Origin of the sequence: Streptomyces sp. NBC_00670 (assembly GCF_036226765.1) — a bacterium.
Taxonomy (GTDB): domain Bacteria; phylum Actinomycetota; class Actinomycetes; order Streptomycetales; family Streptomycetaceae; genus Streptomyces.
This window is the reverse complement of record NZ_CP109017.1, coordinates 4,846,636-4,865,413: the sequence shown is the minus strand read 5'-3', so window position 1 is coordinate 4,865,413 and position 18,778 is coordinate 4,846,636. Positions and strand designations below refer to the sequence as shown.

Annotated in this window: 10 protein-coding genes; 2 read left to right on the top strand and 8 right to left on the bottom strand. The window is 74.1% G+C overall.

Annotation, left to right across the window (positions count from 1 at the left end):
- The 3 genes from OIE12_RS21710 to OIE12_RS21700 all read right to left on the bottom strand — a co-directional run bounded on the left by OIE12_RS21710 (position 1) and on the right by OIE12_RS21700 (position 7,805).
- Positions 1–3,714: a UvrD-helicase domain-containing protein gene (locus tag OIE12_RS21710; protein ID WP_329137806.1), complete on the bottom strand. Its 3,714-nt coding sequence runs from the start codon at positions 3,712–3,714 to the stop codon at positions 1–3.
- A 111-nt stretch (positions 3,715–3,825) separates the two neighbouring features.
- Complete coding sequence (locus OIE12_RS21705) at positions 3,826–7,173, bottom strand: ATP-dependent helicase (RefSeq protein ID WP_329137804.1); 3,348 nt, start codon at positions 7,171–7,173, stop codon at positions 3,826–3,828.
- A 266-nt stretch (positions 7,174–7,439) separates the two neighbouring features.
- On the bottom strand, positions 7,440–7,805 hold the full coding sequence (locus OIE12_RS21700; protein ID WP_329137802.1) for an MGMT family protein: 366 nt from the start codon (positions 7,803–7,805) through the stop codon (positions 7,440–7,442).
- 185 nt (positions 7,806–7,990) lie between these two features.
- Here OIE12_RS21700 and OIE12_RS21695 point away from each other — a divergent pair, with 185 nt between their 5' ends.
- Positions 7,991–10,792 (top strand): lysylphosphatidylglycerol synthase transmembrane domain-containing protein, encoded by a 2,802-nt coding sequence (locus OIE12_RS21695; RefSeq protein ID WP_329137801.1) that lies wholly within the window; start codon positions 7,991–7,993, stop codon positions 10,790–10,792.
- A gap of 159 nt (positions 10,793–10,951) precedes the next feature.
- Positions 10,952–12,487: an alpha/beta hydrolase gene (locus OIE12_RS21690; RefSeq protein WP_329137799.1), complete on the top strand. Its 1,536-nt coding sequence runs from the start codon at positions 10,952–10,954 to the stop codon at positions 12,485–12,487.
- Positions 12,488–12,585: 98 nt separating this feature from the next.
- Here OIE12_RS21690 and moeZ read toward each other — a convergent pair whose 3' ends face one another.
- The 5 genes from moeZ to OIE12_RS21665 all read right to left on the bottom strand — a co-directional run bounded on the left by moeZ (position 12,586) and on the right by OIE12_RS21665 (position 18,631).
- Positions 12,586–13,764, bottom strand: a complete 1,179-nt coding sequence (gene moeZ, locus OIE12_RS21685; protein WP_329137797.1) for an adenylyltransferase/sulfurtransferase MoeZ — start codon at positions 13,762–13,764, stop codon at positions 12,586–12,588.
- 63 nt (positions 13,765–13,827) lie between these two features.
- Positions 13,828–14,577: a spherulation-specific family 4 protein gene (locus tag OIE12_RS21680; protein ID WP_329137795.1), complete on the bottom strand. Its 750-nt coding sequence runs from the start codon at positions 14,575–14,577 to the stop codon at positions 13,828–13,830.
- Entirely contained in the window at positions 14,565–15,524 is a 960-nt protein-coding gene (locus OIE12_RS21675; RefSeq protein WP_329137793.1) for an NAD-dependent epimerase/dehydratase family protein, read from the bottom strand. Before OIE12_RS21675 ends, OIE12_RS21680 begins: the two co-directional genes overlap by 13 nt.
- 141 nt (positions 15,525–15,665) lie before the next feature.
- Positions 15,666–16,817: a hypothetical protein gene (locus tag OIE12_RS21670; protein ID WP_329137791.1), complete on the bottom strand. Its 1,152-nt coding sequence runs from the start codon at positions 16,815–16,817 to the stop codon at positions 15,666–15,668.
- A complete protein-coding gene (locus tag OIE12_RS21665; protein ID WP_329137788.1) occupies positions 16,814–18,631 on the bottom strand; it encodes a DUF3492 domain-containing protein in 1,818 nt (605 codons plus the stop codon). Before OIE12_RS21665 ends, OIE12_RS21670 begins: the two co-directional genes overlap by 4 nt.
- Between the last annotated feature and the right edge of the window lie 147 nt (positions 18,632–18,778).

Genomic DNA, 18,778 nt, shown 5'->3' with positions numbered 1-18,778 from the left:
CTAACGGCCTGGACCGACATCCCCGCCCGGCGGTTCGCCGGTGGGCGGCGGGACACCGTCGGTGATCGTTTCGGGTTCACCGATGATCATTGCGGTGCCGCCGCCGAACGACCCGTCGTCCCCGGCCGACGGCGAGGGCTCCGCCCCGGCCCGTCCGCCGGTCCGCTCGCCGACCCGCTCGTCGGCCTCGTCGGCGCCGAGGAGCCGCTCCAGTTCGGCACGGCCGGGCAGATTCCGCGGCCGTACGACCTCGCCGCCGCGCACGTACACGAACGCGGCCGTGACCCGCTCCAGGGGCACGCCCTGCTGCTCGGCCCAGGCCACCCGGTACACGGCCAGCTGCAGCGGGTCGGCGGTGGGCGCCCGGTTGGTCTTCCAGTCGACGATCTCGTACGTCGCCGCGTCGCCCTCGCCCTCTCGGTAGACGGCGTCGATGCGACCCCGTACGACACGTCCGGCGATGCCCAGCTGGAAGGGGGCCTCCACGCGGTACGGGGTGCGGTGGGCGTAGGGCGTGCGTGCGAAGGCCTCCTTGAGGGCCTCCAGATCGCGCTCGTCGGCGATCTCCGCCTCGGTGCCGGGCAGCTCCTCGGGTTCCAGCATCGGCAGTCGCAGGGCCTCGAACCGGGTTTCGATCCAGGCGTGGAACCGGGTACCCCGGCGGGCGGCCGGCTGCGGGGGGCGGGGCATGGGGCGGGCGAGTTCCTGCGCGAGGCCGTCGGGGTCGGCGGCCAGTCTCATCAGCTGCGAGGCGGTCAGCGAGGCCGGGAGGACGACCTCGGTGACGTTCGCGCGGGCCCGCAGCAGCTCGCCGGTGAGCGCGTCGAGGTCGCGGTCCCAGGAGGCGAGCGTGCGGGCCTCCTCGGGGGTCAGCGGATCGCCACCGGCCAGGTCGCCGAGACGGGACCGGGGCACCCGCTCCGGGTCCGCCGGTGCCTCGGGGGCCGGGGCCTGGTGCGGCACGACGGGGCGGTCGGCCGTCCACGCGTCCCAGTCGGAGGTGCCGGCGCCGGTGCCCTCCTCGGGGACCGGCTCGTCGTAGGGCGGCTCGTAAGGGGGCTCGTCGTCCGGCAGGTCGTAGAGCGGCTCGTCGTCCGGCAGGTCGTAGGGCGGCTCGTCGTCCGGCGGCGGCCAGTCCGGGTCCTCGTAGGAGGACGGGGGCAGGGACGGGTCGTGTGCGGCCCCGGGGCGGGCGGCCGCCTCCCGCGGGTGCGCGAGCGTGCGGTCCAGGTGCGCCAGTACGGTCTCGGCGGCGGCCCGGCGGCGGGCCAGTGCCGCCTCGTCCAGCGGGAGCGGCCAGGCCTGGTCGGCGGCGGCCGCGCGCAGGGCGGGGTTCTCCTCGTCCTCGGCCGGCGGTTCCGCCCAGGCCTCGATCTCGCCGTGCCCGGCGGCGCAGTGTTCGTACAGGGCCGTGAGGAAGCCGGAGGGGCCGCGGGGCTTCTTCTGGGACGGGCCCCACCAGTGACCGGAGCCGAGCAGCAGCGACCGGGGCCGGGTGAAGGTGACGTAGCCGAGGCGCAGCTCCTCGGTGAGCTGGTGCTCCTTCATCGCCTCGTGGAAGGCGCGCAGCCCCCGGGAGTCCCATGACTCCACCTCGGGGAGCGTGTCGGCGTCGCCGCGCAGCGGGTGCGGCAGCACCTTGCCCTGGGCGGTCCACTTCTCACGCCCCTGGGTGCTCGGGAAGGTGCCGGTGACCAGTCCGGGGACGGCGACGACGTCCCACTCCAGGCCCTTGGACTTGTGGGCGGTGAGTACCTTGACGGTGTTCTCGCCGCCGGGCAGCGCGTTGTCCAGGCCCTTCTCGTACTGTGCGGCGGTGCGCAGGAACCCCAGGAAGGCCAGCAGGCTCGCCTCGGGTTCGTTGGCGGCGAAGGAGGCGGCGACGTCCAGGAAGTTGGCCAGGGTCTCGCGGCGGCGGGCGGCCAGCGCGTGCGGGGAGGCGGACAGTTCGACCTCCAGACCGGTGACGGCGAGCACGCGGTGCAGGACGTCCATCAGCGGGTCGGCGAGCGAGCGGCGCAGGTCGCGCAGTTCGGCGGCGAGCCGCGCGAACCGTACGCGGGCGTCGGCCGAGAACGGCAGTCCGTCGTCCTCGCGCTCCGCCTCCAGGGGCAGCTCCAGGAAGGTGTCGAGGGCGTCCGCGAGCGAGATCACCTCGGTGGGGTCGACGCCCTCGACCGCCGCGGCCAGGCGCGCATCGGGGTCGTCGTCGGCCACGCGCGCGTGGGACACGAGCAGCCGGGCGCGCCGCCCCAGCAGGGCCAGGTCGCGCGGGCCGATCCGCCAGCGCGGGCCGGTGAGCAGGCGGACCAGGGAGGCGTTGGCGCCCGGGTCCTGGAGCACCTCGCAGACGGCCACCAGATCGGCGACCTCGGGCAGATGCAGCAGCCCGGAGAGGCCGACGACCTCCACGGGCACGTCACGGGCGACGAGGGCGCCCTGGATCTCGGCGAAGTCACCGGCCGTGCGGCACAGGACCGCGATCTCGCCGGGTTCCTTCCCGGTGCGCACCAGGTGGGCGATCGCGTCGGCGATCCAGTCGATCTCCTCGGCGTGGGTGCGCAGCAGGGCACAGCGGACCTGTCCGTCGCGTTCGGCGCCCGGTGCCGGGCGCAGTGCCTCCACGCCCGCGTGCATGGCCCGCAGGGGCGCGGCGAGGCCGTTGGCGAGGTCGAGGAGGCGGCCGCCGCTGCGCCGGTTCTCGCTGAGCGCCTGGCGGGTGGCGGGGCGGCCGTCGGCACGCGGGAAGTGCTCGGGGAAGTCGTCCAGGTTGGCGACGGAGGCGCCGCGCCAGCCGTAGATCGCCTGGCAGGGGTCGCCGACGGCGGTGACGGGGTGGCCGGTACCGCCGCCGAAGAGCCCGGAGAGCAGGACGCGCTGGGCGACGGAGGTGTCCTGGTACTCGTCGAGGAGCACCACGCGGAACTCGTCCCGCAGGATCCGGCCGACCTCGGGCAGGCCCGCCAGGGCGGCGGAGAGGGCGATCTGGTCGCCGAAGTCGAGCAGGTCCCGCTCGCGTTTGGCGGCGCGGTAGCGGGCCACCAGTCCGGCCAGGGAGCGGCGGGCGGCGGCCGCCTCGGGGACCTTGCGCAGGTCGGCGTTGCCGAGCCGGACGCCCTCCAGGGTGTCCAGCAGCCCGGTGTCGTACGCCTGGACGTCCTCGGGCCGCACCAGGTGCTCGGCGAGTTCGGAGTCCAGCGCGAGGAGGTCGCCGACCAGGTCGGGGAAGGACCGGGTCAGGGCGGGGTAGGGGCCGGGCGCCTCGCGGAGCACGCGGGCGGCGAGCTGGTAGCGGGTGGCGTCGGCGAGCAGGCGGGAGGTCGGTTCCAGCCCGATGCGCAGCCCGTGGTCGGTGAGCAGCCGGCCGGCGAAGGCGTGGTACGTGGAGATCAGCGGTTCGCCGGGCGGGTTGTCCGGGTCGATCGCGTCGGGGTCGGTGACGCCGGCCCCGACCAGGGCCTTGCGGACGCGTTCGGCGAGTTCGCCCGCGGCCTTGTTGGTGAAGGTCAGCCCGAGCACCTGTTCGGGGGCGACCTGGCCGGTGCCGACCAGCCACACCACGCGCGCGGCCATCACCGTCGTCTTGCCCGAGCCGGCTCCGGCCACGATCACCTGCGGGGCGGGCGGCGCGGTGATGCAGGCCGTCTGCTCCGGGGTGAACGGGATGCCGAGGAGCTCCTTGAGCTGCTCGGGGTCGGTGATACGGGCGGGCATGGAACGAGGCTAACGGCGGCCACTGACAACGAAGACCACGATCGGCCCTCGGGGCGGAGGAAGCGCAGGTCGGCACGGGTGGTGTGGTCCGTCACGCGGGCGCCCGGGGCCTCACTCCACCACGTGCCGTCCCTCCGGACGGGCGCTGCACGAGGCCCGGAAGGCACAGTGCGCGCAGTGCTGCCCCGCCGTCGGCGAGAACCGTTCGTCGAGGACCTTGCCGGCGGCGGTGGCCAGCAGCTCGCCGACCCACTGCCCCTCCAGGGGCTCCTGGGACTGCACCTTGGGCAGAATCTCGCCGCCGTCCTTCCTGGCGGCACCCTGACGGAGGTGGACGAGCTCGGCGCCGCCCGGCTCGGGACGGGTGCCGTCGAACACGTCGTCGACCGCGCCCTCGCGGACGGCGAGCTGGTAGACGGCGAGCTGGGGGTGGCGGGCGACCTCTGCGGCGCTGGGCGCCTGTTTGCCGGTCTTGAAGTCGACGACATAGGCGCGGCCCTCGCCGTCCGTCTCGACGCGGTCCATGCTGCCGCGGATGCGCACCTCGTAGTCACCGGCCTCCAGGGTGACGTCGAAGTCCTGTTCGCTGGCGACCGCGGAACGGCCGGCCCTGACTCCGCCCGAGTCGATGTGCCACGTCAGGAAGCGTTCGAGCGCCACGCGCGCGTGGGCCTTCTCCTGGTCCGACTTCCAGGGGGCGTCGAAGGCGAGCGCGTTCCACACCGAGTCCAGCCGTTCCATCAGCACCTCCAGGTCGGCGGGGGTGCGGCCGGAGGCGACCTCGTCGGCGAGGACATGCACCACGTTGCCGAAGCCCTGGGCGGCGGTGGCGGGTGCGTCGGCCTTCACCTCACGCCCCAGGAACCACTGCAGGGCGCAGGTGCGGGCGAGCTGGTCCAGGGCGCTTCCGGAGAGCGCGACGGGCTTGTCCCGGTCGCGCAGCGGCACCTTGCTCTCGGTCGGCTCGAACATGCCCCACCAGCGGTAGGGATGCGCGGAGGGGACCAGGGGGCGGCCGTCCTCGTCGGTGAGCGCGGCGAGCCGGGCCAGGCGCCGGGCGGCGGCCTCCCGCAGCACCGGGGAGGCCTCGGGGTCGACGGTGGTGGCGCGCAGTTCGGCGACGAGCGCGGAGACCGACAGCGGGCGGCGGGGACGGCCGGTGACGTCCCGGGGCTCGACGCCGAGCTCGGTGAGGAAGCGGGAGGGCTGGTCGCCGTCGTCGGCGGGCGCCTTCACGGCGGTGACGACGAGGCGCTCCTTCGCGCGCGTGGCGGCCACGTAGAAGAGCCGTCGCTCCTCCGCGAGGAGCGCGCCCTGGCTGAGCGGTTCGGCGAGCCCGTCGCGGCCGATGCGGTCGGCCTCCAGCAGGGAGCCGCGGCGGCGCAGGTCGGGCCACAGCCCCTCCTGGACGCCGGCGACGACCACCAGGTGCCATTCCAGGCCCTTGGAGCGGTGCGCGGTCATCAGGCGGACGGCGTCGGGGCGCACCGCCCTGCGGGTGAGCGTGTCGGCGGCGATGTCCTGGGCCTCGATCTCCTCCAGGAAGTTCAGGGCGCCGCGTCCGCCGACACGCTCCTCCGCGCGCGCGGCGGTCGCGAACAGGGCGCACACGGCGTCCAGGTCGCGGTCGGCGTTGCGGCCGGCCGCGCCGCCGCGCCGCGAGGACCGCTCCAGGCGTTGCGGCCAGGGGGTGCCGTTCCACAGCTCCCAGAGGGCCTCCTCGGCGGTCCCGCCGCCCGCGAGGCGCTCGCGGGTGCGCCGCAGCAGCGCGCCCAGGCGCTGCGCCCCGCGCGCGTACGCCGGGTCGTGCGCCACCAGGCGCTCCGGCTCGGCCAGGGCCCGCGTGAGCAGCTCGTCGGACGGCGGCGGCACGGGGCTGCCGGCGGCGCGCTCCTCCTCGCGCAGCGCGCGGCCGAGGCGGCGCAGGTCGGCGGCGTCCATGCCGGCCAGGGGCGAGGCGAGCAGCGTGAGCGCGGTCTCGGTGTCGAGCCAGCAGCCGGCCGGGACGTCCTCCGCGTTCTGGGCGCCTCCTGTATCCGTTTCGTCCGCTCCGTCACCGCCCGCGGCCTCCGCGCGGGCGACCGCCCTGAGGGCCGTCAGCAGGGGGGCCACCGCGGGCTCGTGGCGCAGCGGGAGATCGTCGCCGTCGACGTCCAGCGGGACGCCCGCGGCGGTGAGGGCGCGGCGGACGCCCGGGACGCTGCGGGCGCCGGCGCGGACCAGGACGGCCATCTCGCCCCACGGGACGCCGTCCTCCAGGTGGGCGCGGCGCAGGATGTCGGCGATGTTGTCCAGCTCCGTGCCGGCCGTGGGGTAGGTGCGGACCTCGACGCGGCCGCCCTCGCGTGCCGCCGTCAGTTCCCGGTGGGCGCGCACCTTCTCGGCCGGGAGGCGGGTCAGGGGCATCCGCCGGGTGAGCAGGCGGGTGGCGGCGAGCAGCGCGGCGCCGGACCTGCGGGACGTCGTCAGGACCCGGACCGGGGCCGGGCGGCCGTCCGCGCGCGCGAAGGCGTCGGGGAACTGGAGGATGCCGCCCACGTCGGCGCCCCGGAAGGCGTAGATCGACTGGTCCGGGTCGCCGAACGCGACCAGGGTGCGGCCGCCGCCGGCGAGCGCGTGCAGCAGCCGTACCTGGGCCGGATCGGTGTCCTGGTACTCGTCCACGTAGACGGCGTCGTACTGGGCGGCGAGCTGCTCGGCCACCTCGGGGCGGCGGGCGAGGAGCACCGCGCGGTGGACGAGTTCCGCGTAGTCGACGACGCCCTGGAGGTCGAGGACGTCCAGGTACTCGGCGAGGAAGGCGGAGGCGGCCAGCCAGTCGGGGCGGCCGATGCGGCGGGCGAACGCCTCCAGGGCGGCGGGGTCGAGGCCGAGCTCGCGGCTGCGGGCCAGGACCGCGCGGACCTCGTCGGCGAAGCCTCTGGTGGTCAGGCAGGCGCGCAGGTCGTCGGGCCAGCGCACATGGGCGAGGCCGAGCCGTTCCAGGCCGGGCTGGCCGGCCAGCAGCTCGCGCACGGTGACGTCCTGTTCGGGTCCGGACAGCAGCCGCAGCGGTTCCACGAACAGGCCGCTGTCCTGGTGGGCGCGGACCAGGGCGTAGCCGAAGGAGTGGAACGTGGTGGCCCGGGGTGCCCGTTCCGCGCCGATCCGCAGCGCCATGCGGTCGCGCAGTTCGACGGCCGCCTTGCGGCTGAACGTGAGCACCAGGATGCGTTCCGGGTCCGTGCCGCGGGCGATCCGGGCGGCCACGGACTCCACCAGTGTGGTCGTCTTGCCGGTGCCGGGGCCCGCGAGGACGAGGAGCGGGCCGGTGCCGTGGTCAACCACCGCCCGCTGACCGGCGTCCAGACGAGGGGGAGCGGGCCGGGCCGGCGGGGTACGGACCAGTCGGTAAGCGCCACGGTTCCCCTGCCGCACCGGGGGGTGCGGCAGGCGCCTGGTGGAGGAAGAGGAGCTCACGTGGTTCGCCGGTCCTGGTGCTGGTACGGGTGGGCGGGGTGCCGCGCGTGGCGGGCGGGGGCCGTGGGGTGAGGGCGGCGCGTGCCGGCGACGTTACGCCGGTGGCACCGCCGGAAGAATGCCTTCCGGTTGTTCCCGGGCGCCTCCGCGGGCACAGGGACCGCATGCGTTCCTCACCGCACGAACGTACGTCATGTCCCGGAAGTGCCCTCTGTCCCCCGTACGGGTCACGGGCCGCACGCCGCCTGCGCGGACATTCGCGGGCATCAGGCCCGTCCCGAGAGATGCCCGGTGCCGTCCCAGCGCGCCCGGGCCATGTCGAGGCGGGGCACATGTCCCTCGGCGGCCCGGCCGGCCTCCCTCAGGGGCGTGCCCTCCTCCCGGTAGTGGCCGAGGGCTCTCAGTTCGCTTCCCGGCAGCAGCACGCCGTCGGCGCGCACGACACGCCACCAGGGGACCGCGCCCCCGTACAGGGCCATCACCCGGCCGACCTGGCGCGGCCCGCCGTCCTCGAGCCACTCCGCGACGTCCCCGTACGTCATCACGCGCCCCGGCGGAATCAGCTCGGCGACCTCGAGGACCCGCTCCGCGTACTCCGGCACGGCACCCGCCGGAAGGCTCTCCTCGCTCATCCGTCCCATCCTGCACGACGCCACCGACAATGGGAGGCGGGGCGGCCGGGGCCGTCCCTCGCTCCCGAGGAGGACGTCGGGCAGACTGTGCGCTCCCGCATGTGCACCCTGATGACCCCGTATGTCGGACGGGCATGCCACCATCGTGCGGGCGGTGACAGGTGATACGAGACCAAGAAGAGACGATGAGACAGCAGGGTGTGCATTCCGAGAGCGCGGAGGGCACCTCTGAGGCGTCGTCGCGCCCGGACACCGCCGCGCCGCACGACAGCGGACCGGACAACAGCGAGCACGACCACGACACGGACGCCGCCGGGGCCTCCGGCGCGGGACCGGATCCGGGCGAGGACATCTACAACGACGAGGTGGAGGGCGACGAACCGCTGCTCCCCGCGCGCGTGCACCGTCCCTCGGACCTCATGCGGCTGGGGGTGGGGCTCCTCGCGGTCGTCGTCCTGCTGATGATCGCGGCCTTCGCGCACGGCACCACCTCGGGGCTCGAACAGGACATCAACAAGGGCACCGGACAGGCACCCGACCTGCTGATCAAGCTCGCCGGCCTGGCGTCGAGCATCGCGATCCTGCTGGTCCCGGTCGCCTTCGCGATCGAACGGCTGATCAAGCGCGACGGGCTGCGCATCGCCGACGGTGTACTGGCCGCCGTCCTCGCGCACGGAGTGACGCTCGCCACCGACCTGTGGGTCGCCCAGGCGGCCCCCCACTCCATCCAGGAGGCGCTCACGCAGCCCTCCCCCGGCGACACGCACGCCCTGACCGACCCGGTGCACGGCTACCTCGCCCCCGTCATCGCCTATATGACGGCCGTCGGGATGTCCCGCAGGCCCCGCTGGCGGGCCGTGCTGTGGGTGGTGCTGCTCCTGGACGCGTTCTCCATGCTCGTCACGGGCTACACCACCCCCTTCTCGATCATCCTGACGGTGCTGATCGGCTGGAGCGTCGCCTACGGCACGCTGTACGCGGTCGGCTCCCCGAACGTGCGTCCCACCGGCCGGACGCTGATGGCGGGGCTGCGCACGGTCGGGTTCCATCCGCTGACGGCGGCCCGCGAGGAGTTCCCGGACAGCCTGGAGAACAGCGACCGCGGCCGGCGCTACTTCGTCACCCTGGAGGACGGTCCGCCGCTGGACGTCACGGTCGTCGACCGGGAGCAGCAGGCCCAAGGGTTCTTCTACCGGGCCTGGCGGCGGCTGACACTGCGCGGCATCACCACCCGCAGCAGTCTGCAGTCGCTGCGCCAGGCGCTGGAGCAGGAGGCCCTGCTGGCCTACGCGGCCATCGCGGCCGGAGCCAACGCGCCGAAGCTGATCGCCACCTCCGAGCTGGGTCCCGACGCCGTGATGCTGGTCTACGAGCACACCGGCGGTCGCACCCTGGACTCGCTGGACGACGCGCGGATCACCGACGAACTGATGCACGACACCTGGCAGCAGGTGCGCTCCCTGCAGTCGCGCCGGATCGCGCACCGCAGGCTGGCGGGCGACGCCGTCCTGGTCGACCGTTCCGGCACGGTCATCCTGACCGATCTGCGCGGCGGGGAGATCGCGGCCGGTGACCTGGTGCTGCGCATGGACATCGCGCAGCTGCTGACGACGTTCGGGCTGCGGGTCGGCGCGGAGCGCGCGGTCGCCGCGGCCGTGGAGGTCCTCGGGCCCGATGCGGTCGCCGACTGTCTGCCGATGCTCCAGCCGATCGCGCTGACCCGCGCCACGCGCGCGACACTGCGCAGACTCGGCCGGGAGCGGGCGGAACGCGAGCGCGAGGCCGTCCTGGAGGCGTACCGGCAGTCCAGGCCCGCCCGGGACGAGCAGCCCGAGCCGCCGGCCGGGGAGGCCGCCGAACGGACCGGCAGCACCGCCGTCCGGCTGGACAAGGACGAGCGGCCCGACAAGAAGGCCGTGCGGGCCGAGCAGCGGGCGCAGAAACGCGCGATCGACGACGCCCTGGAAGAGGCGCGCGAGGAGGATCTGCTCAGCCAGATCCGCCACCAGGTGCTGCGGATCCGCCCGCAGGCCCCGGTGGAGCCGGTCCGTCTGGAGCGGGTGCGGCCGCGCACGCTCATCAGCTTCATCGCGGGCGCCATCGGCGCGTACTTCCTGCTCACACAGCTCACCCACATCGAGTTCGACACGCTGTTCGAGAACGCGCAGTGGGGCTGGGTCGCCGCTGCCGTGGGCTTCTCGGCGCTGAGCTATGTCGCCGCCGCGATGAGCCTGCTGGGGTTCGTGCCGGAGCGGGTGCCGTTCCCGCGGACCGTGGCCGCGCAGGTGGCCGGCTCGTTCGTCAAGATCGTCGCGCCGGCCGCGGTCGGCGGTGTCGCGCTCAACACCCGGTTCCTGCAGCGGGCGGGCGTGCGGCCGGGGCTGGCGGTGGCCAGTGTGGGCGCCTCCCAGCTGTTCGGGCTGGGCTGCCACATCCTGATGCTGTTGTCGTTCGGGTATCTCACCGGCACCGAGAAGACGCCGTCGCTCTCCCCGTCCCGGACCGTCATCGCAGGCCTGCTGACGGTCGCGGTGCTGGTGCTCGTGGTCACATCGGTGCCGTTCCTGCGGAAGTTCGTGGTCACGCGGGTGCGGTCGCTGTTCGCGGGCGTCGTGCCGCGCATGCTCGACGTGCTGCAGCGGCCGCAGAAGCTGATCACGGGCATCGGCGGGATGCTGCTCCTGACCGCCTGCTTCGTGATGTGCCTGGACGCGTCGATCCGCGCGTTCGGCGACGGTTCGACCTCGCTGAGCATCGCCAGCGTCGCGGTCGTCTTCCTCGCCGGCAACGCGCTGGGCTCCGCCGCGCCGACCCCGGGCGGTGTGGGCGCCGTGGAGGCGACCCTGACCGTCGGCCTGATCGCCGTCGGGCTGCCGAAGGAGGTCGCGGCCCCCGCGGTCCTGCTCTACCGGCTGCTGACGCTGTGGCTGCCGGTGCTGCCGGGCTGGCTGTTCTTCAACCACCTCACCCGCCGGGAAGCGCTGTAGGAAAGGCCGGGACCGTCCCGGTTCCCGCCACCTCGAGCCCACAAAGCCGCAGGTCAGAGAGTTATCCACAGGCTCGCACGGCTTCGGCGCGGTCCGCCTACTATGGCCTGACCGCGGTCCGTGCAACCGATGCGGACGGCTTGTGAGGGGGAAGGGCACATGGCGCGTTACGCACGGTGGACGGCTCTGGCGGCCGCCGCCGCCCTGCTGGCGGGGGGCTGCAGCTCGGGCTCGTCCGACACCGGGAAGGAGGACACGGGCGACAAGCGGTCGGGCGGGGCATCCTCGGGGCTGCCGGCCTCGCTGACCGGTCAGGATCCGGACTGGGGCCGGTGCAAGGGCACCGCCGACTCCCCCGCGCCGGGCGACGGATGGCAGTGCGCGACGATCAAGGTGCCGCTGGACTACGCGAAACCGGACGGCAGGACGATAGGGCTCGCACTGATCCGTTCGAAGGCCACCGGCGGCAACGGCAAGCGGCTCGGCTCGCTGCTGTTCAACTTCGGCGGGCCCGGCGGCTCCGGGGTCTCCACGCTGCCCTCGTACGGCACCACGGTCGACCGGCTCCACGAGCGCTACGACCTGGTCAGCTGGGACCCGCGCGGTACGGGCGCCAGCGAGGGCGTCCGCTGCCGCGACGACAAGGAGATCCAGGCGGCCGAGGAGGTCGACGCCACTCCGGACGACGCCGCCGAGGAGAAGGCGTTCCTCGAGGACGCGGCCGACTTCGGCCAGGACTGCGAGAAGTCCACCGGTTCGCTGCTGTCCCACGTGTCCACGACCGACACGGCACGCGACATGGACCTGATGCGCCAGGTGCTCGGCGACGACTCGATGCACTACTTCGGCATCTCCTACGGCACCGAACTGGGCGGTGTCTACGCGCACCTCTTCCCCAAGAACGTGGGGCGCGTGATCCTCGACGCGGTCGTGGACCCGACGGCGGACACCGTCGGACACGCGCTCAACCAGACCCAGGGCTTCCAGCGGGCGCTCAACGACTACCTGAAGTCCACCGGGCAGGACCCGAAGGAGGGGACGCGGAAGATCGCCGACCTGCTCGACCGGCTCGACGCCAAGCCGCTGCCGACCTCGTCCGGCCGCGAACTGACCGAGACCCTCGCGCTGACCGGCATCGTGCTCCCGCTGTACAGCGAGGACGGCTGGCCCACGCTCACCGCCGCCCTGAAGTCCGCCGAGAACGGCGACGGCTCCGCGCTGTTGGCCCTGGCCGACGGCTACAACGAGCGGGACGCCTCGGGGCACTACGGCACGTCGAGCCACGCCCAACGGGCCATATCGTGTCTGGACGACAAGCAGCGGCCGACGCCCGCCGAGACGAGGAAGCGGCTCGCGCGGTTCGAGGAGATCTCGCCCGTGTTCGGCGACTTCCTGGGCTGGGACACGGCCGGCTGGTGCCACGACTGGCCGGTGGCCGGGCAGTACGACACTCCGGAAGTCAGTGCGCCGGGGGCCGACCCGATCCTGCTGGTGGGCAACACCGGGGACCCGGCCACGCCCTACGAGGGTGCCCGGCGGATGGCCGACGAACTGGGCAAGGGCGTCGGGGTGGAGCTCACCTGGAAGGGCGAGGGTCATGGAGCGTACGGGAGCGGCAGCGACTGCGTGGACGCGGCGGTGGACTCCTACCTGCTGAACGGGACGGTGCCGAAGGACGGCAAGGTCTGCTCATGACGACGGCGGGGGTGCCGCACACCAGCGGTGTCCGGCACCCCCGCCGCCCGGAAGGTCACGCGGCCCGTGAGGGCCACGGCGAGGGGAGCTGGCGCGGTCTAGTAGACCGGCTTGTCCGGCTCGATCTGGTTGACCCAGCCGATGACCCCGCCGCCGACGTGCACGGCGTCGGAGAAGCCGGCGGACTTCAGGATCGCGAGGACTTCCGCACTGCGGACACCCGTCTTGCAGTTCAAGACGATCTTCTTGTCCTGCGGGAGGCTCTCCAGGGCGTTGCCCATGATGAACTCGTTCTTTGGAATCAGACGGGCGCCCGGGATGGAGACGATCTCGAACTCGTTCGGCTCGCGCACGTCGATGAGCTCGAGGTTCTCGCCGTCGTCGATCCACTCCTTGAGCTGCTTGGGAGTGATCGTGGAATCGGCGGCCGCTGCCTGGGCCTCCTCGGACACGACGCCGCAGAAGGCCTCGTAGTCGATGAGTTCGGTGACGGTCGGGTTGTCGCCGCAGATCGCGCAGTCGGGGTCCTTGCGGACCTTGACCTGGCGGTACTGCATCTCCAGGGCGTCGTAGATCATCAGGCGGCCGACCAGCGGCTCGCCGATGCCCGCGAGGAGCTTGATGGCCTCGTTGGCCTGGATGGAGCCGATGGACGCGCACAGCACGCCGAGGACGCCGCCCTCGGCGCAGGAGGGGACCATGCCGGGGGGCGGGGGCTCCGGGTAGAGGCAGCGGTAGCAGGGGCCGTGCTCGGACCAGAAGACCGAGGCCTGGCCGTCGAAGCGGTAGATCGAACCCCAGACGTACGGCTTGTTCAGCAGCACACAGGCGTCGTTGACCAGGTAGCGGGTCGCGAAGTTGTCCGTGCCGTCGATGATCAGGTCGTACTGGCTGAACAGGTCCATCACGTTGTCGGCCTCGAGCCGCTCCTGGTGCAGGACCACGTTCACGAACGGGTTGATGCCCTTGATGCTGTCGCGGGCGGACTCGGCCTTGGGACGGCCGATGTCGGCCTGGCTGTGGATGACCTGACGCTGCAGGTTCGACTCGTCGACCTCGTCGAACTCCACGATGCCGAGCGTGCCCACGCCCGCGGCCGCCAGGTACATCAGACCGGGCGAGCCAAGGCCACCGGCGCCCACAAAGAGCACCTTGGCGTTCTTCAGCCGCTTCTGCCCGTCCATCCCGACGTCGGGGATGATCAGGTGGCGGGAGTACCTGCGAACCTCGTCTACGGTGAGCTCGTCGGCCGGCTCGACCAGGGGTGGCAGCGACACGGGGACTCCGTTGGTCGGTCAATCACTACGGTTGTTCTCCCTGCAACACTGCCACGCCCTTCTTCATTCCGAGACACCCGTTCCGAGGCGCGAGACGATGGTGTCCCAGTAGCCGGGCATGGTCTCCCAGGGGTCCACTCGGCCACCGCGATCCGTGCGGTCGGTGAAGTAGACGGTGTTCGCGCCGTGCCAGCGGGCGATGCGCAGGGCCTCGTCGAGGTGGCCGCGGGGCAGTCCGTGGACGAAGTGGCAGAAGCGCTCCGGCGGATGCTCGGCGGTCCACTCGGCCACCTGCGACCAGCGGTACTCGCTCCAGGGGCCCTGGAAGGTGACCAATTGGTCGGCGAGGTCGGCATAGCCGGGGTGCGGGTGGGTGCCGTGTCCGAGGACGAGGTGGCACTCGTCACGGAGGGCGCGGAGCGCGGCGGTCGTGCGCCGGATTCCGGGCAGGGCTTCGCGGTGCGCGGGGCAGCGGCGCAGCAGGAAGCCGTCGACGCGGTACCAGTCGAGGTAGCGCCGGGCGTCGGACAGCAGCTCGCCGGAGGGACGTCTGCCGTAGGCGGCGTCGAGCCGGCCGAGGACGCGGACGCCGGCGTTGCGGAGCCGGCCGGCCGCCTCCAGACAACGCGGGTCGGGACAGATGCCGGGGCCGTCGTGCACGTTGAGGACGGTCCAGTGGAGAGGGGTGCCGGGGCGGGCGAGGGCGTTCCACTGGTCGGGGGCGAGGAGGGGGTGTGCGTAGCCGGGGACGCCGACGCCGGGGCCCAGGTGGGTGCGTCTGGTGCCGGTGGTGGTGGAGGTCAGATACGGCACGCGGCCTCCATCCAGATGTCGGCGAGGGACTCCTCGAGGTTGATGCGGGGGCGCCAGCCGAGCCTGTCGCGGGCGGTGCGCACGTCGGCCTGCTGCCAGCTGCCGCAGCCGTCCGGGTACGGCAGGGAGGCCGGGGCGGCGTGGTCCGATTCGCCGCGGGGGTGGCCGATGACGGCGCGGACGGGGCCGGGCGGGGCGTCGATCTCGTGCAGTGCGCCGCCGAAGCCGGCCACGCGGGCGAGGACGGCCGCCGCGTCGCGCAGCCGGACGGCACGGCCGGATCCGATGTTGATGACGCCCTGGGCGGCGGAGAGGGAGGCCGCGTGGACGGCGCGGGCCACGTCGCGGACGTCGATGAAGTCGCGCTGGATGCCGAGGCCGCCGAGTTTCAGTTCGCCGTCGCCGGACTGCATGGCCCGGCGCATGGCCTCGGCGAGCCGCCCGAGCGGTGATCCGGCGGGGGTGCCAGGGCCGGCCGGGGAGAAGACACGCAGGACGACGGCGTCCAGACCGGAGCCGAGGACGAGTTCGGTGGCGGCGAGTTTGCTGACGCCGTACGGGCCGCCGGGCCGGGGCACCGAGTCCTCGGCGGTGGAGGAGCCGGGCTGGCTCGGGCCGTACTCGGCACCGCAGCCGATCTGCACGAGCCGGGCACCGCAGCCGCTGCGGCGCAGGGCCTCGCAGACGGTGGCGACGGCGACGGTGTTGTGGCGGGTCAGCTCGCGGGCACCGCCGCGGGTGGCGCCGGCGCAGTTGATGACGACCCCGGGGTGGACGGCGTCCAGGAAGCGGGTGAGTGCGCCGGGGCTGCCGGTGGCGAGGTCGAACCGTACGTCGGCGTCGTCGCCGCGGCCGAGCGCGGTGAGCTGCACGGCGGGGTCGGCGAGCAGACGGTCGGCGACGAAGCGGCCGAGGTATCCGTTGGCTCCGATCAGCAGGACCCTCATCGGGCGCCTCCCGTGACGGACTCACCGGGGGTTCCGGGTCGGGAGGTGATCATCTGGGTTTCTCCTTCAAGGGGGTTGTGCGGGTGCGGATGGCCCCGGCGCGGTGCACGGGCCCGGCCGCGGGTGGGGCGGGGGGTGGCGTCAGCGGGGTTCATACGGCGCGGCGTGGGCCGAGGCCCGGGTCAGCGTGCGGGTGGCATGGACCAGCAGGGCGGTGGCGGTGGTGCCGCAGGCCAGTGCGGGGACGGCGCCCGGTCCCCAGGTGTCGGTGAGGGTCTGGACCGGGACGGAGAGGAGGGTGCAGCCGGGGAGGCGCGAGGCGAAGACGCTGGCCAGGGCCAGGCCCTCGGTGGCACCGGCGGTGGCGAGTGCGGCAGCCGGGGCGTGGGGGAAGCCGTGCGCGGTGAGCAGCCGGGCGAGCAGGAGGAGCGCGCCGAGGGCACCCGCGCCGGCGTACGCGGGGTGCGCGTCGAGCAGCGCGCCGCACAGGGCGAGGAGGGCGAGGAGGGCGCCTAGGAAGAGGGTGAAGGCGCCGAGGAGGAGGGGGCGGGCGGAGGCCGCGAAGTCGTCCAGGGCACGGCTGGTGCCGAGGCGGCGCCCGGCCAGGGCCGTGAACAGCCGGGCGCACCACACGGCGGGGGCGCAGGCGAGGGTGAGGGCGAGGAGGGGGGCGGTGGCGGGGGACCAGGGGCCGTCGGGGCCGCCGGTCAGGCCCTCGCCGAGCAGGCCGTCGCCGAGGAAGGCGTACGCCAGTAGCCAGACGGTCCAGAAGTGCGCACCGGAGGAGGTGGGGTACGGGCCGGCCAGGGGGCCCCGGCGGAGGGCGGCGCGCAGGGCGAGTGCCACGAACAGGGCGCCCGCGGCGGCCACGGCGAGGCGGGGCCTGCCGTCGGTGAGCCGCGTTCCGACGACGGTCGCCGCGCACAGCAGGCCCGGCAGCAGGGCGAGCAGGGCCGGGGCGGGGTGGGGGGTGGGGCGGGGGGCGGGGGGAAGGTCCGAGGCCGTGTCATCGGGGTCCCGGGGGAAGCGGGCGTGCATCTCCTCGGCGAGCGAGAAGACGTCACGGTGCCGGAAGCGGGCGGCGGTGCGGTCGGTCACGCCGTGCGCCTCGAGACCGGCGGCGATCTCCAGGGGGTCGACGGCACGGGCGCAGAGGTCGTGGTGCCGGCGCATCAGGGCCTTGACCGGGTCGGCGGTGCCGGGCCGGGGGGTGGTCGCGGCCTCCTCCCCCGTCCCGGGGCCCGGTCCGGTCCAGGATCCGGGTGCTTCGTGGTCGGTGCGCAGGTCGCTCATCGGGCGGCGCCCTCTCGCGCCGGTACCGGCCGCTGGGCGAAGGTGGCGGGCGGGGTGATGTCCGAGGCCCACTGGGGGGCGCGCCGGGACGGGCGGCGGGGGCCGGTCCAGTTGCCGGGGAGGTGGGCCTCGGCGGGGGTGCCGAAGGGAAGCGGCGCGCCCCTGTCGTCGACGAACACCCGGCGGCGCGGGGAGTGCGAGACGACGTCGAGGTAAATGCCGTCGAATGCCGTGACGTTCTGCTCCACGGTGAACAGTTCGAGGGCGCGTGCGCGGGCGGCCGCGCCGAGGCGCGAGCGCCGTTCGGGGTCGCGCAGCAGCGCCACGCACGCCTGCGCGAGCGCCCCCGGTTCGCGCGGGGGTACGACCAGGCCCGTGCCGCCGATGACCTCCACCACGGCGCCCACGTCGGTGGAGACCGTGGCACGGGCGCAGAACATGGCTTCGACCAGGCTGACGGGGAAGCCCTCGACGACGCTGGAGAGGACGACGACCGCTCCGGCGGCGTACACCGCCGCGAGGTCGGGGGCGTCCGCTCCGCCGGCCTCCTCGAAGGAGACCGGGCGGCCGTGGGCGTCCTCGGGGCCGTGGTCCGGGAGGAGCCGGGCGGCCAGGGCCCGGCAGTGGTCGAGGTAGGCCCGGCCCTCGGCGCCCGCGGCGGCGCCGACGATGCGCAGACGGGCCTTCGGCACGTGGGTGCGGACCTCGGCGAAGGCGTGGAGGAGGGAGACCAGGTCCTTGGCGGGCTCGACGCGCCCCACCCAGACCAGCGTGTCCGCCTCGCCCCCCTCGCCGGAACCGGCCGCCTCGCCCCCTTCACCGGAACCGGCCGCCTCGCTCCCGTCGCCGGAACCGGCCGCCTCGGCGAAGCGGGACGCCTCCATGCCGGGGTAGACCGTGCGCAGCCTGGCCCGGTCGGCGCCGAGGCGTTCCTGCCAGCGGCGGACGTGGGCGTTGCCGGGGGTGATGCGGGCGGCCCGCCGGTACACCTCGGCGGCGAGCAGACCGTGGAAGGAGGCGAGCAGCGCGCGTACGGCGGGGGGCGCGTCGGCGGTGGCGAGGTAGTGCGCCCGGAGCGGGACGCCGTACTCGGTGACCACGAGGGGCACCCCCGAGAAGTGCCGGGCGAGCAGGGCGGGCAGGGCGGCGGAGCCGCCCGCCGTGGCGTGGCAGAGGTCGACCGCGCCGAGCCCGGCGTCCTCGTACCAGTCCAGGGAGAGGGGGCGCAGGGCGCGTTCGACGTGCCGTGCCACGGTGAGGAGTTCGGCCACGCGCGCTCCGTGCGCCGTGCGCGCGGCTCCGGGCGCACGGCAGGCGCGCTCCCAGATGCGCAACGCGCCCTCCGAGCGCAGTGCGCTCCCCAGTCCGCCCTCCTCGCGGGCGAGGTCGGCGAGGACGTACAGCGCGTTGCCGAAACGGTCCGCCTGACAGTCGCCCGTACAGCCGTCCGGGCCGCCCGTACAGCCGTCCGTACAGCCGTCCGAGCAATCGCGGCCGTCCGCACGGCCCCCTTCGCAGACCGCGCGTGCGAGGTCGGCGTACGCCTCGCTGAAGCGGCGCAGGGCACGGCGGCCGCGCAGATCGCGGCCGTGGGTGGCGCCGTCGTCCGCGACGGTCCACAGCGGGGCGGTGCGCACCCGGGTCACCTGGGGCGGCAGCGGGATCCAGCCCTCGTCCTCCTGCCGCCGGCTGCGACTGAGCGCGTAGACATGGAACTCGTGCCGCGCGAGCCCGCGCACGAGCCGGTCGCACCAGAGCCTGGCGTCACCGCTCACGTACGGATAACCACCCTCCGTCAGCAGTCCGATGCGCACGAGTGCATCCCCGATCTCCCGTGTGGGGAGCCGCCGTTGTCCGGCGGCTCGCAGCGGGAAGAACGTATGCGGACATGCCGGTGGCGCGATGGACGGTTGTCCATCGCGCCACCAAAAGGGGTGAACCGTCGTAACTTTCCCGGACGG

Coding starts and splice junctions, on each gene's coding strand:
- OIE12_RS21700 (WP_329137802.1), bottom strand. CDS start 7,805: ATGAGCGAGGAGAGCCTTCCGGCGGGTGCCGTGCCGGAGTACGCGGAG.
- OIE12_RS21710 (WP_329137806.1), bottom strand. CDS start 3,714: ATGCCCGCCCGTATCACCGACCCCGAGCAGCTCAAGGAGCTCCTCGGC.
- OIE12_RS21670 (WP_329137791.1), bottom strand. CDS start 16,817: ATGAGCGACCTGCGCACCGACCACGAAGCACCCGGATCCTGGACCGGA.
- OIE12_RS21695 (WP_329137801.1), top strand. CDS start 7,991: ATGAGACAGCAGGGTGTGCATTCCGAGAGCGCGGAGGGCACCTCTGAG.
- OIE12_RS21675 (WP_329137793.1), bottom strand. CDS start 15,524: ATGAGGGTCCTGCTGATCGGAGCCAACGGATACCTCGGCCGCTTCGTC.
- OIE12_RS21690 (WP_329137799.1), top strand. CDS start 10,952: ATGGCGCGTTACGCACGGTGGACGGCTCTGGCGGCCGCCGCCGCCCTG.